13 protein-coding genes are annotated in these 16,983 nt (G+C 35.6%); 6 read left to right on the top strand and 7 right to left on the bottom strand.

Annotated elements, in window-relative coordinates; translation table 11 throughout:
* The first annotated feature begins 50 nt into the window (after nt 1-50).
* The 3 genes from ACVFVN_RS11835 to kdsA are packed head-to-tail and all read left to right on the top strand — an operon-like array spanning nt 51 to nt 2,880.
* The gene (locus ACVFVN_RS11835) at nt 51-1,526 is read left to right on the top strand and encodes a hypothetical protein (protein WP_456235410.1); all 1,476 of its coding nucleotides are present in this window, start codon (nt 51-53) and stop codon (nt 1,524-1,526) included.
* 9 nt (nt 1,527-1,535) lie between these two features.
* Nucleotides 1,536-2,066 carry a DUF1697 domain-containing protein gene (locus ACVFVN_RS11830; RefSeq protein WP_456235409.1) on the top strand — a complete coding sequence of 177 codons (531 nt, stop codon included), beginning with the start codon at nt 1,536-1,538 and terminating at the stop codon, nt 2,064-2,066.
* Between the two features lie 4 nt (nt 2,067-2,070).
* Nucleotides 2,071-2,880: a 3-deoxy-8-phosphooctulonate synthase gene (gene kdsA, locus ACVFVN_RS11825; protein WP_456235408.1), complete on the top strand. Its 810-nt coding sequence runs from the start codon at nt 2,071-2,073 to the stop codon at nt 2,878-2,880.
* A 201-nt stretch (nt 2,881-3,081) separates the two neighbouring features.
* Here kdsA and ACVFVN_RS11820 read toward each other — a convergent pair whose 3' ends face one another.
* From ACVFVN_RS11820 to ACVFVN_RS11810, 3 genes are all read right to left on the bottom strand, one after another.
* A complete protein-coding gene (locus ACVFVN_RS11820) occupies nt 3,082-4,035 on the bottom strand; it encodes a DUF4349 domain-containing protein (protein ID WP_456235407.1) in 954 nt (317 codons plus the stop codon).
* 147 nt (nt 4,036-4,182) lie between these two features.
* Nucleotides 4,183-4,875 (bottom strand): ZIP family metal transporter, encoded by a 693-nt coding sequence (locus ACVFVN_RS11815; RefSeq protein WP_165130634.1) that lies wholly within the window; start codon nt 4,873-4,875, stop codon nt 4,183-4,185.
* A gap of 7 nt (nt 4,876-4,882) precedes the next feature.
* The gene (locus ACVFVN_RS11810) at nt 4,883-5,611 is read right to left on the bottom strand and encodes a class I SAM-dependent DNA methyltransferase (RefSeq protein WP_456235406.1); all 729 of its coding nucleotides are present in this window, start codon (nt 5,609-5,611) and stop codon (nt 4,883-4,885) included.
* Nucleotides 5,612-5,743: 132 nt separating this feature from the next.
* Between ACVFVN_RS11810 and ACVFVN_RS11805 the strand changes: the two genes are divergently transcribed.
* Together ACVFVN_RS11805 and ACVFVN_RS11800 are read left to right on the top strand one after the other, a co-directional pair.
* Nucleotides 5,744-6,904 (top strand): THUMP domain-containing class I SAM-dependent RNA methyltransferase, encoded by a 1,161-nt coding sequence (locus ACVFVN_RS11805; protein ID WP_456235405.1) that lies wholly within the window; start codon nt 5,744-5,746, stop codon nt 6,902-6,904.
* 32 nt (nt 6,905-6,936) lie between these two features.
* On the top strand, nt 6,937-7,932 hold the full coding sequence (locus ACVFVN_RS11800; RefSeq protein WP_456235404.1) for a glycosyltransferase: 996 nt from the start codon (nt 6,937-6,939) through the stop codon (nt 7,930-7,932).
* A 34-nt stretch (nt 7,933-7,966) separates the two neighbouring features.
* Here ACVFVN_RS11800 and ACVFVN_RS11795 read toward each other — a convergent pair whose 3' ends face one another.
* The 3 genes from ACVFVN_RS11795 to ACVFVN_RS11785 form a co-directional block, all read right to left on the bottom strand.
* Nucleotides 7,967-9,547, bottom strand: coding sequence for a glycoside hydrolase family 10 protein (locus tag ACVFVN_RS11795; RefSeq protein ID WP_456235403.1), 1,581 nt, complete (start codon nt 9,545-9,547; stop codon nt 7,967-7,969).
* Nucleotides 9,548-9,621: 74 nt separating this feature from the next.
* On the bottom strand, nt 9,622-11,427 hold the full coding sequence (typA, locus tag ACVFVN_RS11790; protein ID WP_456235402.1) for a translational GTPase TypA: 1,806 nt from the start codon (nt 11,425-11,427) through the stop codon (nt 9,622-9,624).
* Nucleotides 11,428-11,558: 131 nt separating this feature from the next.
* A complete protein-coding gene (locus tag ACVFVN_RS11785; RefSeq protein WP_456235401.1) occupies nt 11,559-14,159 on the bottom strand; it encodes a T9SS-dependent M36 family metallopeptidase in 2,601 nt (866 codons plus the stop codon).
* 340 nt (nt 14,160-14,499) lie between these two features.
* Between ACVFVN_RS11785 and ACVFVN_RS11780 the strand changes: the two genes are divergently transcribed.
* Nucleotides 14,500-15,801: a dihydrolipoamide acetyltransferase family protein gene (locus ACVFVN_RS11780; RefSeq protein ID WP_456235400.1), complete on the top strand. Its 1,302-nt coding sequence runs from the start codon at nt 14,500-14,502 to the stop codon at nt 15,799-15,801.
* A 284-nt stretch (nt 15,802-16,085) separates the two neighbouring features.
* Here ACVFVN_RS11780 and ACVFVN_RS11775 read toward each other — a convergent pair whose 3' ends face one another.
* Nucleotides 16,086-16,877: a S1/P1 nuclease gene (locus ACVFVN_RS11775; protein WP_456235399.1), complete on the bottom strand. Its 792-nt coding sequence runs from the start codon at nt 16,875-16,877 to the stop codon at nt 16,086-16,088.
* Between the last annotated feature and the right edge of the window lie 106 nt (nt 16,878-16,983).

Below are 16,983 nucleotides of genomic sequence, written 5' to 3'. Positions count from 1 at the left end.
TTATACAGCAGGTCTTGAGTTTTCTTGAGACCTGTTTTTAAAATACACAGATGAAGAAAAATTTACCTATCTATGCTTGTATCGCAATTGTGCTGATAAAGCTTTTGTTTTTGTTGACGCATCATATTCAGGAAGATGCATTTATCACTTGGCGTGTAGCCCAAAATCTTTTGGATTACGGCGTTATCGGTTTCAATGGTGACGAAAAACTTTCTTCCTCTACCACGCATCTTTATGTATTTGTTACCTATTTTTTTAATTTGATATTTGGAAAGGCTTACTTCATGTATCCCATTCTCATTTTCAATTCTATATTATTTACGATAGGAAGTTGTTTTTTGTCAAAAATGCTTCTGAAAGACTATTGGCAACACGCTGTTTTCATTATTCTTTTTGGAATATTGCCGCCATCTATTAAGATTTCAATTCTCGGAATGGAATATGGTATTCTGTTTTTCCTGGAAATGGCTTTGCTTTATTATGGATTTTATCAAAAGAAAAATTGGGCTTTGTTGGTGTTTCCGCCTTTAATTTTATTTACGAGAATTGATACTGTCATTTTCTTAGGAATTGTCTTTTTGGTCGATCTTATTTGGAACAAAAAAATTAATTGGCGCTACATTCTAGGTGGTATTTTGGGCGTTGGGCTCGTTTTGGCGTTCAACTGGTTTTATTTTGGAGAAATTGTCAACAATACTATTACAGCAAAACAGATAGCTTACGATAAAGAATTTACACCGAGCCTTAGCTGGAAATATTTTTTGATTAATTATGGTAATTATTGGGGAATGTTAAAGATGACCACGATTTTCAATCCATACACGATTTTGATATTGTTGTTTGAGTTGTGCGCTTTCATTTTCTTGGTTACTAAAAAGAATTCGCGCAATATTTTCTTGTGGATTATTTTCTTGTTTGCATGGGCTAAACAGATTATTTTCATATCTCAAAAATCTTATTTTGATTGGTATTATTGGGTGCCACAGATTTTACTTTTTGCGGTTATTATCGTATTTGTTTTAGAACAAAAATCAAAACGAAATCTTTGGTTGGCACTTTTAGTTTTATTTTATGTCGGACCAATGCTGGCTTATCAAACGATACATTCTATCGCAACGGGAAATGGCGAATGGAATTATAGACGAAACATCGGCATTTTTCTAGACCAACATGAAAAGGACAAAAGCCAATGGATTTTCTTAGAACCTGCTGGTTTTGTGCCGTATTTTTCACATCTCAAAACCATAGACGAAGTAGGTTTGGTTGACCGCGGTGTCCAGACAGAAATTGTGAAAGACAAAAAACATTATTGGTTTAATACCATTAAAAACAGACAACCAAAATATATTTTAGCTTACAAAGATATTTTTGAAGAATCAGAAGCGGATTATTACAAAACGCATTATAAATTATTGAAAGAGTTTAGGATTAAAGAGCATCTTAAAAGTGACAATCCGATTTTAGAAAAAATTTATAAACTAAAACCTTCTGGGAGAGATTACAATTTGTACGAAAGAATCCCGTAATTTTATAGCATGAAAAAATATTGCGCATTTCTGCGAGGTGTTAATGTCAACGGAACTTCCATGAAGATGAAAGAGGTTTGTGATGTTTTTACAAAAGCAGGAATGTTCCGTGTGCAAAGCATTTTAGCTAGCGGTAATATTTTGTTCGAATCGGATAAGAATGAATCTGATTTAAAATCAATTTTGGAAGAAGCCATGTCCAAAACGTTTAATTATGAAGCTTTTCTCTTTATCAGAGATTTTAAAAGTATTGAAAATGTATTGATGAAAAAAGCTTTTGAGGACAAAGAGGATTGTCATCATTACGTTTTTATTTCGGATAAAAATACAGCGGAAAAGCTTCAACAATATTTTGAAGAAAAAGGAAATAAAGAATACGAATCTGCCAAAATGGTCGATGCGGTATTTTATTGGCAAACCCCCAAAGGAAATACGCTTAATTCTGAGTTTGGCAAAGTTTTAGGAATGAAAAATCTGAAAGATAAATTCACCAGTCGTAATCTTAATACGATCGAAAAAATAGTTAACAAACTGAAATAATATCATGATACAATATTTAGAAAATATCAAACACAAAGATTCTAAAAACTTCTTTTTAATTGCGGGACCTTGTATTATCGAAGGCGAAGATATGGCGCTACGCATTGCTGAAAAAGTACTTGAATTAACGAATAAATACAATATACCCTATATTTTTAAAGGAAGTTTTAAAAAAGCCAACCGCAGTAGAGTAGATTCTTTCACAACAATTGGCGAAGAAAAATCTTTGGAAATCCTCAAGAAAGTAGGCGAGACTTTTGACATCCCTACAACCACAGATATCCACGAGAACGACCATGCAGCTTTGGCGGCGCAATATGTTGATGTATTGCAGATTCCAGCTTTTTTGGTGCGCCAGACCGACCTTTTGGTGGCAGCAGCGCAAACTGGAAAATGTGTGAGTCTTAAAAAAGGACAATTTTTGTCACCAGAAGCAATGCAGTTTGCGGTACAAAAAATTACAGATTCTAACAACCCAAAAGTTGCAATCATCGAAAGAGGAAATTCTTTTGGATACACAGATTTGGTAGTTGATTTTCGCGGTATTCCGACGATGCAACAATATGCACCAGTTATTTTGGATGTCACGCATTCGTTACAGCAACCCAACCAAAGTTCGGGGGTTACGGGCGGTCGTCCAGAGCTTATCGAAACGATCGCAAAAGCAGGAATTGCTGTAGGAGCAGACGGCCTTTTTATAGAAACGCATCCGACGCCAGAAACAGCTTTGTCCGATGGTGCTAATATGCTAAGATTGGACAAACTAGACGATTTGTTACAAAAACTGACGCGTGTAAGAGAAGCGATTATTTAATATAAAAAGGAGTTTGACAATTTCAAACTCCTTTTGTTTCAGTGAAAAAATTTTACAACATTAAAAATCTGAATGATTATTAAGCTTATAAAACAAAGCTAAATATTTTGAATCTTTGTTATCTTAATTTTAAATTAAAATATAATTAAAATTTTTAATGCTTATTTAGTTTTACAATCTGCAAAGTTTTTAGACTTTAATTTAATTCAAATCTTGCTTGTTGGATTCTGTGTTTTCCGATGTTTTTGATTTTTTCTTTTGTTGTCTTTTGTAAAAATAAAATCCTATGCCTGCAATGATGAATATAGGCCAAAAAGGTAAAAGAAATAAAAAAATATCGCCCAAAACTTTGCCGCCATTACCTATCGCATCCATAGCTTTTTGAGAGAAACTGGCATTAGGATTGGCTTCGTTTTCTTTTTTGGCAGATTGTGTTTCTATAATCGTAAGTTCTACAGTACACAATTGGTTGGACGAAAAATCTTCGCCTTTTATTTCAATGTTTTTATTTTTAATTGTTCCCAGATTGTTTGAAACCGCATCTACGAAATAATCAAATTTCGATAACGGAACTTTTGCTACCACATACATCGTCTGGAATTCGTTATTGCTGACGATATTTTCGGACTGAATTCGGGCATCGAATTTCGCAATTTCATGATTTAGTTCCTGACGCGTTTGGGTCAGATTTTCCACATTGATTTCCAAATGGGCACTTTTAATTAAAGCATCTAGTTTAGGTAGATTTTGCGTCGGTTGTTGTTCTGGACGATTTTTGTAGATGACTTTAACTCGTTCTTTAACTTTTTTGAGTTGGTCAGCATTTTTTATTTTAGACTTTACAGAATCGATTTGTTGTTGGATGTCTTTTGATTCTAATTTCTCATTAAAATCCTTGATGTTTTTGCCTAAAGAGTCAATTGATTTTTTAGAATCATCAAAAACCTTTTCGAGCTTTTCTTTTTCTTTGATAATATGAGGAATGCTCACCGAATCCAAGTTAATGGAAAGCGAATCGATATTTTTAAGATGGTCGTTAACACTATTAATCAAACTGTCCGCGGAATTCAGGTGATCTTGCACTTTCTGAATTTCCGATTTTTGACACATCATCAAAGTGTTTAGAATAATGATGCCTGCTAGAATTTTTTTCATGCTCAAAATTTATGAGTTAAAACTAAAGGCTTTTTCGGAAATAAATTTGTAAATAACCAGTAAATCAATTGTATTGTCAAAAGCTTGATTGTCAGGATTTAAAATTTGATTTACAAAAATTTTACAAGAAAAAATACAGAGAAACGATTAATGATGGTGTGTTAAATGTCCCAGCATGGCTAGGCCGATACCTAGAATCACGAAAATAATTTTGGACCAATCCATTTTGTGATTCTTGTTGCTTTCAAAAATAATAACCGAAGAAATATGTAAGAATATTCCGGCAACAACGGCTAAGAAATATATTTTGTGTTCTGGGTTGAAATAATGTCCGATCCACATGCCCAGCGGAGAAGCCATTGCAAAAATCGCCACAACCAACCAAAACTTAGGAGAAAAGGTTTTACTTCTCGCCAAAAAGCTTCCCAAGACAAAAGAAATCGGAAGATTATGAAACAAAATTCCCGTTAAATAAGGTGATAAAACTTCTTTCTCCTGAGCCAACGGAATACCTTCGATAAATGCATGAACGAACAATCCTATAATCAGCGCCAAAGGTAAAATATGCTCATCTTCTGCATGGTGATGAAAATGGCCATGCTCAAAACCTTTGGTTAAACTTTCCAAAAGCATCTGAAGCAAAACGCCGCCAATTACAAAAATACCAATGTTATGATTGCCACTACCGTAGATTTCGGGGAAAACTTCATTGATACAAATGCTTATCAGAAACCCAGCACTCATCACCAAAAGATTTTTTGCAAACTTCTGCTGACTTCCAAAATATTTACCTAGAAAAACGCCCGATAAAACACTTAGTATCAATAAAATAACAATCATAATTCTATTATTTTTTTACGAATAAATTGATGCAACGTGGAGATGTGGCAGGATCAAAATCATTAAGTTCGTAATCGCCCCAGACTTTAGCACGCTCAAAACCAACTTGTTTGGCGTAAGCTTCAATCTGTTGTGGCGTTGACAATTTTACTTTTTCGAAGAAATGAAAATCTGTGCCTTCATCATGAAAATGAATGTCTTTAACAACGAAATTGTCTTCTATTCTTTTCGATATATTAAATTGAATGCCTTCTTTTTCAACAACCGCATGCGGCACCAAAGTATTTCTGACAAATCCTTCATTAAGAAAGTCCAGCACAAAATAACCGCCAGGCTTCATTGCATTATAAACCGATTGGAAAACTTTAAGATCATCCTCAGGGTTTTCAAAATAACCAAAACTGGTAAACAGATTGAAAACCGCATCAACAGGCTCGCTCACACGCATTGGATCTCGCATATCATGAATGGCAAAATTCAAAGTTTCGTTTTCGAATTGTTTGTTGTGAAGAATACTCTGTTCGGACAAGTCTAATCCCAAAACATTATAATCCATTTTGTTAAGGTAAATTGAATGCCGTCCTTTTCCACAAGCCAAATCTACGATTCGCGAATGAGGAGGCATTTCTAAATCCTTAATCAGCAGATTGATAAAATGTTCTGCCTCGTTGTAATCTCTATCTTTGTAGAGTATATGATAATAGGGTGTATTAAACCAAGATTCAAACCATTGCATAAGCGCAAAAATACGACATTTTAGGCATAGTAAATCTTAATAATTCTTTAAAATTTAATTCAAAATATCTATTAGATAACTTCTAGAAATAAAGAATTAAATTTCTAAGCATATTATTCCTAATTTTGCAGCATGAATATAGATAATCTGCAAATACAAATAAAAACTTTCTTTGGTCTGGAACCTATTTTGGCTGAGGAACTTAAAAAATTGGGAGGCCGCAATGTTGAGATAAAAAACAGAGCGGTGAACTGCGAAGGCGATCTTGGTTTTTTATACAAAATCAATTATTCTTGCCGAACGGCGCTTAAGATTTTGGTTCCTATAAAGAGTTTTAAAGCTTTTAATGAAGATCGTTTTTATGACAGATTGTTTGATGTTCAGTGGGACGAGTATATGTCGATCGATCAAAGTTTTGTCATAGATGCAACGGTTAATTCGGAGCGTTTTAGCCATTCCCAATTTATGACTTTGAAAATGAAAGACGCTATCGTGGATTATTTTAAAATGAAATACAAAGCTCGTCCCAATGTGGATAGCAAAAATCCAGACATCAAATTCCATTTGCATATCGACCGCGAATTGGTAGTCATCAGCCTTGACAGTTCTGGCGATCCACTTTTCAAAAGAGGCTATCGTCAAATCCAGACCGAAGCGCCTATTAATGAAGTTTTGGCTTCTGGACTCTTGCAAATTGCAGGTTGGGATGGCAAAGGTAATTTCCTAGATCCCATGTGCGGAAGTGGCACACTTTTGATAGAAGCAGCCATGATTGCCATGGATCTTCCAGCGCAGATTTTTAGAAAGAAATTCGCGTTTCAAAATTGGAAAAACTACGATGCCGAATTGTTTAAAACGATAAAAGAATTCCGTATCAATCGTGTGAAAGAATTTACGGGAAAAATTGTCGGTTACGATATTGATCTTAAAGCTCTGGATGCTGCGAAAACTAATATCGAGTTTGCCGAAATGGAAGATGTGATTGAAGTTAGAAAGCAAAATTTCTTTGATTCTAAAAAAGATTTGTTCCCGTTATTGATGGTTTTTAATCCACCATACAATGAGCGTATCGCGATAGATGTCGAAGATTTTTATAAAAAAATAGGAGATACTTTTAAACAAAATTATCCTAACACTTTGGCTTGGCTAATCACTTCAGACCTTGAAGCTTCTAAAAAAATTGGGCTAAGACCTTCCCGAAAAGTTAAATTGTTTAATGGGAAATTAGAAACGCGATTCTTACAATATGAAATGTATGAAGGCACCAAAAAAGCTAAATTTGACAATAAATAATTTCTCTCATTCAGAATTAAAATAAAAGAACATTGAACTCTATTTCTATCATCATAGCCATTTATAATCGTAGAGATGAACTCTTCGAATTATTGAATTCTTTAAGCCGACAAACCGACAAAGATTTCGAAATAATAGTTGTTGATGATGGTTCAAAAATAGATTTAAGTCATACAGTTCAGTTATTTGAAAATCAATTAAATATATCGTTTTACCAAAAAAGCAATTCAGGTCCAGGATTGACTCGGAATTACGGTGCCAAACGTGCTAAAAATGATTGGTTGGTTTTTGTAGATTCAGACGTTATTGTTGAAAATGATTATATTGAAAGCATCAAAAAAGATTTAGAAACGACGCCTTGCGATGCTTTTGGTGGAGCTGATAAAGCGCACAAAGGATTCAATATTATGCAAAAAGCAATATCGTATTCTATGACTTCTGTTTTTACAACAGGTGGTATTCGTGGGAGTAAAAAAGCCGTCTCAAAATTCCAACCTCGCAGTTTTAATATGGGTGTTAACAAAGGAGTTTTTTTAGAAGTTGGTGGCTTTTCTGAAATGCGAATTGGTGAAGATCCAGATCTTTCGATGACACTTTGGGAAAACGGATACACCACGGCTTTTTTCGATAATATTGGTGTGTATCACAAAAGAAGGACTGATCTTGGTAAGTTTTCAAAACAGGTGTATCAATTCGGCTGTGCGCGTCCAATTCTTAACCAAAGACATCCAAAATATGTGAAGCCGACATTTTGGTTTCCGACATTATTTTTGCTCGGCTATGTTATGGGACTTTTCCACTACTTTGTTTGGGGTTATGGACTGTTGTTAGCGCTTTATGGCATCTACACCTTCGTTGTGTTTTTTCATGCTCTATTTGTGACGAAAAACGTTAATATCGCCGCAATGGCAATTATTGCAACCTATGTCCAAATGTTTTCTTATGGTTATGGTTTTTTGAAATCTTGGTTTAAACTGAACATCCTTAGACAAAGTCCAAAACAAGCATTTCCTTCCCATTTTCATTAGGAAGGAAATGATATCTAAATTATTTCTTTAAATTTTAGTTGATTTTTAGCGCTTTATATTCGCTTTCGTTGCTCAGTTTATCAATGGCTTGTATGGCGATTGTGTTGAGATTTTTACCATCTCTGGAGCTTGGAATAATAAGTGATGTGATGTCCGATGTTAGAATTTCTGTTTTCCAAGTATTGGCATATTTTGTATAAAGTACCCATTGGAAAACATTCGTGTTGTCTTCTATGGACCAAAATGCTGTTGTATTTCCGTTGTCTTTTTTGTAGCCTAAAGTTGGTTTTTTCAAAGGTGTTATTTTTAACCAAGGACTTGTGGGAATTAAAGCTTTCTCTTGATAAACTTGCGTTTTGAGAGCGTTTTGCATCGTGTAACTTTTTGTTAAACCAGCGATGCTCCAATGGATTTCGCCTGCTTTATCTTTAAGAATTTCACGACTTATTTGGACTTGATTAACAATTTCTGTTGGTTTGTCAGAGGCTTTGACTTCCACGGTGTTAAGTCCTGGCCAAAGATGTCTTTTCATGGTATTTTCACTTTCCCACCATTCTAAAAGCTTTGGAAAACTCTGTCCAGTAGAATTAATAGGCCAATACAATTGCGGTGCGAAATAATCGATCCAGCCTTTATTTAGCCATAATTTAGCATCGGCATACAATTCGTCATATTGTGAAGAACCTTTGATGCCTTGTGGATATCCAGGTTTCCAAATTCCGAATGGACTTATCCCGAATTTAACATAATTCTTTTCTGTTTTAATTTCTTTGTAAATACGTTCTACGAATTTGTTCACATTGTCACGACGCCAATCTGATCTGGAAAGTTGGCCGCCAGCATTTTTGTATTGGTTCCAAGTTTTAGAATCTGGAAAATCTGCTCCGCCATTGTAGGTGGCGTATGGATAGAAATAATCGTCAAAATGAACGCCATCCAAGTTGTAACGCTTTACCAAATCTTTTACAACTGTTGATGCATGATCCTGAATGATTTTGGCTGCGGGATCAAACCAATACATACCGTTTTTTAATCTGTAAGTATATTCTGAATATTTGTTGACCAAAGACGCGCTAGAAACTTTACCGCCATTGGAATGGTGAGCGCGGTAAGGATTTAGCCAAACATGAAGTTCCATGCCTCTTTTGTGGGCTTCTTCAATCCAAAATTCTAATGGGTCGTAATAAGGAAATGGTTTTTTTCCTGTTTCACCTGTTAAGAAATAGGACCAAGGCTCGTGTGGGCTTTCGTATAATGCGTCGCCAGAAGGACGAACTTGTAAAATGACCGCGTTGAAATTATTGTTCTTTAACATGTCCAATAACGCGATAGCATCTGTTTTTTGTTGATCTGTAGATAAGTTATTTTTTGATGGCCAATTGATATTAGCTACCGAAGCGACCCATGCACCACGAAATTCTCTGTTTAGTTTAGGGAGTTCTACCTTGTAATCGTCAGATTTAGGTGGAGTAGGTGGTTTGGGCGTTGTAGGTTTTGTTGTAGTCGGCTTTGTGGTTGTAACTGGTTTTTTTTGACCGCCACAATTATAAAGTAAAAGTGCTAGAAGTAATAAAGAGAATGTCTTGAATCGACTAAAATCCCGTTTAAATGTCATTAGAAATAATTTAATGTTTGAAAGTAATAAAAAAGCCCCGATTATCGAGGCTTTTTATAATAATTAAGAATTTATTAAGCTTTCGCTTGTCTTTCTAATCTTTTTCTATCTTCTTCAGATAAGATTTTCTTTCTCATACGGATGAAGTTTGGCGTTACCTCAATCGCTTCATCAGCTTGGATATATTCCATACATTCTTCTAATGAGAATAAGATTTTTGGAGCAACACCAGTATCTTTATCTTTACCAGCAGCACGCATGTTGTTCAATTGTTTTGCTTCTACGATGTTTACTACCAAATCTCCTGGTTTATTTTGCTCACCGATAATCATCCCTGTGTAGATTTCTTCACCTGGATCTACGAAGAATTTGCCTCTATCTTGTAGTTTGTTGATTGAATATTCAGTTGCTGGACCAGTTCCTTTACTTACCAACACTCCATTGTTTCTTCCTGGAATAGCACCTTTAAAAGGCTTATATTCTGTGAAACGGTGCGCCATGATAGCTTCACCTGCAGTTGCTGTCAACATTTGAGAACGCAATCCGATAAGACCTCTTGAAGGAATCTCGAATTCCATATGTTGCATTTCACCTTTAGTTTCCATAATGTGAAGGTCACCTTTTCTTTGAGTTGCTAAATCGATAACTCTTGAAGCAAATTCTTCAGGAACATCTACCACCAAAGATTCGTATGGCTCGCATTGTACACCATCAATTTCTCTTAAGATAACTTGTGGCTGACCAATTGTCATTTCATAGCCTTCTCTTCTCATCGTTTCAATAAGAACTGACAAGTGAAGAATACCTCTACCGAAAACTAAGAATGTATTAGCATCATCCGTTTGTTGAACTCTTAATGCTAAATTCTTCTCTAATTCTTTTGTTAATCTTTCTTTAAGGTGGTTAGAAGTAACATATTTACCATCTTTACCAAAGAAAGGTGAATTGTTGATAGAGAACGTCATGTTCAACGTTGGCTCATCAATCGCTGTTCTTTCCAATGGTTCTGGATTTTCCAGATCTACGAAAGAATCTCCAATTTGGAATGCATCGAAACCTACAACCGCACAGATATCTCCAGCCTTTACTTCAGTTACTTTTTTCTTTCCTAATCCTTCAAAAACGTAAAGTTCTTTTACTTTTCCTTTTACAATTTTTCCACCATCCTGAGCAAGACCAATCCATTGTCCTTCAGATACTGAACCTCTAGTCACTTTTCCGATAGCAATTCTTCCTAAGAAAGAAGAGAAATCTAAAGAAGTGATTTGCATTTGCAAGTTACCTTCCATAGTTTTTGGTTCCGGAACATATTGTAAAACACCATCCAAAATTGGTAAAATACTATCTGCTGGCTCCAATGAGGTGTTGAACCAACCTTGTTTTGAAGATCCGTAGAATGTTGGGAAATCCAATTGCTCTTCCGTAGCATCTAAAGCAAAGAATAAATCGAATACTTTGTCATGAACTTCTTCTGGACGACAGTTTGGCTTATCAACTTTATTAATAAGAACGATAGGTTTCAAGCCTAATTCTAGAGCTTTTTGAAGTACGAATCTTGTTTGTGGCATTGGTCCTTCAAAAGCATCTACTAATAAGATAACACCATCAGCCATTTTCAATACTCTTTCTACTTCACCTCCGAAATCGGCGTGACCAGGTGTATCGATAACGTTGATTTTTGTGTCTTTGTAGGTTACCGAAATGTTTTTCGATAAAATGGTGATTCCACGCTCTCTTTCCAGATCGTTGTTGTCCATAATCAGTTCTCCTGATTCTTGGTTTTCTCTAAAGATGTTGGTAGCATGGATAATTTTGTCCACCAAAGTAGTTTTACCATGGTCAACGTGTGCGATAATCGCAATATTTCTAATGTTTTGCATACAGAATTTTTACGAGCGCAAAATTACGGAATTTTCAGAAAAGAAAATTAAAACTAACAAAAAATTAACAAAAAAACAAAAAGCCCATTCAAGAGAATGGACTTTTTAAAATTTATAAGTGTAAAAATTAATTATTCCACAATTAATTTATCAGTTTGGATTACTTTTCCGTTTTCAGAAATACTTACTACATATACGCCTTTTGGCATGCTAGAAGTTGATACTGTTTCCACGCTGTTTTTCTTTCTGTCGAAAGATTTAATTACTTTTCCAGTAATATCCAACACTTCAACTTTTACCGAACCTTGGTTAAGTGTTGGTTTTCCAGCGATAAAGAATTCTCCTTTTGCTGGGTTTGGATAGACATTATAGGCTTTGTTTTTGCCAACTTCTGATGTTGCTAATTTACATTTTTCAGGAATGTTATAATCTTCTGTTTGGTCTTCTACGCTGTTGTTAGAGCCAGCATTAGCGTTAACACCAAGACCTCTTTTTGCAAAAACTTCCCAGATCATACATTCGTCAGCTCCGCCTTTTAGAGCATCGGCTTCTAAGATTGCATTTCTACCAGAAACGAAATCTGGAGAACAAGGTTGTAATTTAAGACCATCTACTACTAACTGCACAACTTTTGCACTACCGCTGTTAGGATTGGCTACAATGTCTGACGCATAGCCATATTTTTCTGCCATTTTCCAGTGAAGATCCCAAAGCATTGTTGCCCATACTTGACCAACATCGTGCGGTGAAAAAGCACCTCTAATATTGTTATATGTGTAGTTGTTAACTGCAAAATCAGGTGAATATTTTCTACCTCTAATACCTTGTCCTGTCGTTGATTGTCCCGAAGAATATGTTGCAATACCTCTAGCAGTTGCTTCAGTATATTCAGGTTTGTTGGTTAACATCAACGCGAAGAAGTCGGACCAGCCTTCACCCATTTGTTCAGCGTTGTTAAGGCATCCCATACTGTTACCTGTTAAACGGTTAGAGATTCCGTGTCCGTACTCGTGTATAATAACGCCATTATCAAAACTTGAGTTTTTATAGCCGTTGCCCATATCTCTCAAGTCAACATTAACAGTTATTCCGTTGTTAATTTGAGAAAGGATATAGTCGCCTTCGTCTTTTCCTAGCATTATAGAAGTCATTGTAATGCTATTGTCTACTCCTGACATATCGATTGGAGTATTGGAATTGGTTCTGTGAAGAACTGCTCCTTTTGCTCCTGCGGCTTGTGCATTTCTAACTTTGGTGATAGGAGTACATTCCCCAGCACCACCTGGTGAATATTGTATGAAAGCAATTTTCCCAGCCATAGAGGACATAGATGAGCATCCGTTTTGAACACTTGGAATTACAAGATCTCCTGTTATGGGGATGGAGAATAGTTGTTTGCCAAAGTTAGCGGCTCCTGCAGCTACTCCTGGTCTTGTTACAGCATCTGCTGGACTATTGTAGAATAATTTTTGTTTTAAACCTAAAGTACCAGACTTCCATAGATACATTTGCATTCTTGGTAGAGCAACAGAGCTTTCTGTTTCGTAGCCCGCGTTGAAGTTGGCGTTATTATAACCACTACCGTCAAAACCTTCGGCACGTACAGCATCGTTTCCTCTACCGCCTTTATCAAAATTATTTATTTGGAAATTTTTAGCCGATTCTGTAAAACCAAACTTGTAGAAAATGTCATGAATCATGTTGTTTGCGTAGAACAAGTTGGTAATTGCAGCGTGCTTATTAGAATAGGCTGAAATTTCTGCAGCTTCTGCATAAGGGAAATTAAAGTCTAAAGAAGAACCACCTTCTGTCATATCGGTATTTGGAGGTGAGTTGGTGCCAGCATTATCAAAATAAGCCCAAACATTATTTCCTCTTGTATATGTGAAGTTAGTGTTGCCTGTATCATGCCATCCTAAAGGAGAAGAGGCTATATCCCAAGGATCGGTTAATACGGATCTAGTTCCAAAAGTTGGTGCTTCTATAGGAAATGGGAAAACATTATATGAAGCACTTGCCACAGCTGCTGTGGAAGCTTTGTGAGCTTTATTGATTTGGTTTTCTACGTAAGCTGGCAAAAAGTGGCTATGCTCGTGTCCTTCGGTTTCTGTAGCGGCATATGCATCATCGTGAAAGTTACAAGAAATAACCATGTTGTTTTTTTCAAGAATCTCGTTATTCTCAAGGTTTACCATGATTTGCCAAAATGCATTATTCTTAGCATCATCTATAAAGAATAACCTAGATGGAACCAACTTGTTATCTTTTTGGTAATAGTAAGCAAAATTAGCTACATCATTTGCTGAAGGATTGTCCAGTGTTGTACCGTCCGGTATAAGTTTGTAATTGGTGTTTGTTAAGCCTAAATGGCTAAGAGCTGCCTCCAAAGCAGAAGTTACCGAGTTAACATTTACATATTTGGAAACATTTAGGTTTTTATCAAAGTTATTTTTGAATGACCACATTTTTCCGTCTTTAATTACCGCTTTAGCCAAAGAGTGATAAATTGGAATACCATTCACTGTTTGTTGTACGTCCACAACATTAGATTTTAAACTAGAAGAACTATCTTCGTTTACAACTTTAAAATCCATTGGTTTTTGTACCCCTTTAAAACTTGCATCAGTTGAAATGAAATCTCTGATAATGTTTTCTGTACTTTGTCCGTTCACAACAGTCATAAAGAAGATTGCTCCGACCCCAATTGAACGCTTTAATAAAGAATTTTTCATATAGAAATAAGGAATTTTATAATTTGATTTTTGAATGGTCTAAAATTACATTATTTTTTAATAATTTTAAAATCTTATTAGGAAATAAATGGATTTATATTCAATAAATAAGAATGTTGAATTGTTATTTTGATAATTATTTGTATTTATAATGTTAATTTGATAATTGAATTGTTTTGAGTTATAAATACTTTTTTTAATTAAAACCTTTAGGCTAAGTCCCGAATAACCCAAAAAATATCTTTAATACTTAAAAAAGCAAAATTTATTATAAATTTAAAATAGCTTATGTATCTATCAAAAAAAAATGTATTTTTGTAAAAATTCAAAAAAAGTAAAAATGGCTGAATATAAGTTGTTATTACCTTCTATGGGAGAAGGTGTTATGGAAGCTACAATCATCAGTTGGTTATATAATGAAGGCGACATGGTCAAAGAAGATGATTCGGTTGTAGAAATTGCTACTGATAAAGTTGACTCGGATGTGCCGACACCTGTTTCAGGAAAAATCGTTAAAATTCTAAAACAAAAAGACGAGGTTGCAAAAATTGGTGAAGCTATTGCAATTTTAGAAACAGAGGCTGACGCTTCTTCTGATATTGCTTCTACGCAGACAGCTTCTACACCAGAGCCAGAAGTTATTAAAACTTTGGAAGAACCATTAGCTCATGTAACGACAACTAATGTGACAGCTGCTATTTCTACAGATTTGTTTTTATCACCACTTGTAAAATCTATCGTTAATCAAGAAAACATCAGTGATGCAGAGCTTAAAACTATTGCAGGTTCTGGATTGGAAGGCAGAATTACAAAAGAAGATATTTTAGAATTTCTTAAAAATAGAGGAAATACTCTAGCTGCAACGCCAGCAGTTGTTGAAACTCCAAAACCTGTTGCTACAACGGCTCCGGCTACCCCTATCTCTGTTGCTGCAGGTGACGAGATTATCCCGATGGATCGTATGCGTAAAATTATCGCAGAGAACATGGTGAAAGCTAAACATATTGCACCACACGTTACATCATTTATTGAGACAGACGTTACGAATGTGGTAAGATGGAGAGCGAAACACAAATCAGCTTTCGAAAAAAGAGAAGGTGAGAAATTGACTTTCATGCCAATCTTTGTAAAAGCTGTAGTTAAGGCAATTCAGGATTTCCCGATGATCAATGTGTCCGTGAATGGTGACAACATTATCAAAAAGAAAAATATCAACATCGGTATGGCGACCGCTTTGCCAGATGGTAATCTTATTGTTCCCGTAATCAAAAATGCAGATCAATTATCACTTTCTGGACTTGCAAAAGCAATCAACGATTTGGCTTTTAGAGCAAGAAACAAAAAACTAAGACCAGAAGATACGCAAGGTGCAACATATACCATTTCCAACGTAGGAAGCTTCGGCAACCTTATGGGGACACCAATTATTCCACAACCACAAGTGGCTATTTTGGCAATTGGTGCGATTGTTAAAAAACCAGCAGTTCTAGAAACGCCAGATGGCGACGTTATTGCAATTCGTAACCTGATGTTCATGTCGCACTCATACGATCACCGCGTTGTGGACGGTTCTTTAGGAGGAATGATGTTGAAACATATTCACGATTATCTAGAAAATTGGGACATCAATACAGAAATTTAATTCTCATTATTATAGAATAAATATAAAGCCTTCAAATTATTTTGAGGGCTTTTTATTTGGGCGCCATTTCCGGCTGTCACTAGTCGCTGCGCCACGCCTGTGCTAATGCCCGCGCCTGCGGCTCGAGCTCCAACATGCCGTTCCATCCGGGGCGCAGAGCAATTATCCGTTGTTATTTTGCATCTTCAAAAGAAAAAGCCTTGTTAGGACTTAAAGCCCTAACAAGGCTCTCATAACTACAACGACATTGGTTTTAATTTTAATTTAAACCGATTATATAGGATTTAGAAAATATCGTTCAATATTTTGGCAAGACGAAGACCTCCATGCAAAAGTTGACGCTCCATCACTTCATTGAACTGATATTGATAATCGTAGGCCAACTTGCTGTCATTAGGTGTTGCAGCGTAAATTTCGTTGGCAATTTTATGCGAATCATACATCCAGTCTTCTAGTGTTCCTGCTTGTATAGCTTTTACTTCATTTTTAGTTTTAATGTCCAGAAGCTTTGCATATTCAGTATAGCTGTATTTCTGAGAATCTACCAACTTCCCATCCCAAACCGAATGTAGATTGGTTTTGCTCCCAAAATAAGTCACGTTTATTCGGTTGCCACCAAGATCATCTTTGCGTCCTGTATGCATTGGCTGCGCAAGATCACCCACCAAATGAATCAAAAATATCAATGCGATTTTTCGATCTTTTTCAGAAGTTTTTTCATCTTTTATTTGAGAGGAAAGTACGCGGATTTGCGTATATAGATTGGGACCTGCTTGAGCTTTTAGTTGTTCTTCAAAAGATTTAAAATCTGTCTGCGGATCAATGTTCACATAATGCCAAGTAGATGCTTCTTTCCATTTTCCTGTTTTATCAGATTTGATAAAGTCTGGCCAGTTGGCCCAGTAGGCGAGACGCTCTTGTCCCATTATTTTTTTTATTTCACGACGGGCTTTTCCGTTGAGGTTGTTTTCTGCAATTTCCGCAATAATGCGATGACCTGTAAGTCCCCAAGCATAAGTGTATAAAGAAGTTGTGATGCTGACTAATGTTAATACTTTTAACCAAATATTTTTCATGTTTCTATCAATAAGATTTTAAGTTACAAAGATAAGCACTGTAAGTACAAATATAACAAAGCTTGTTACTATTAAATTGAAGATATTGAATTTTAGTGAGTTTCTT

This window comes from Soonwooa purpurea (genome assembly GCF_053891095.1).
This window is presented reverse-complemented; position numbering and strand designations above follow the sequence as displayed.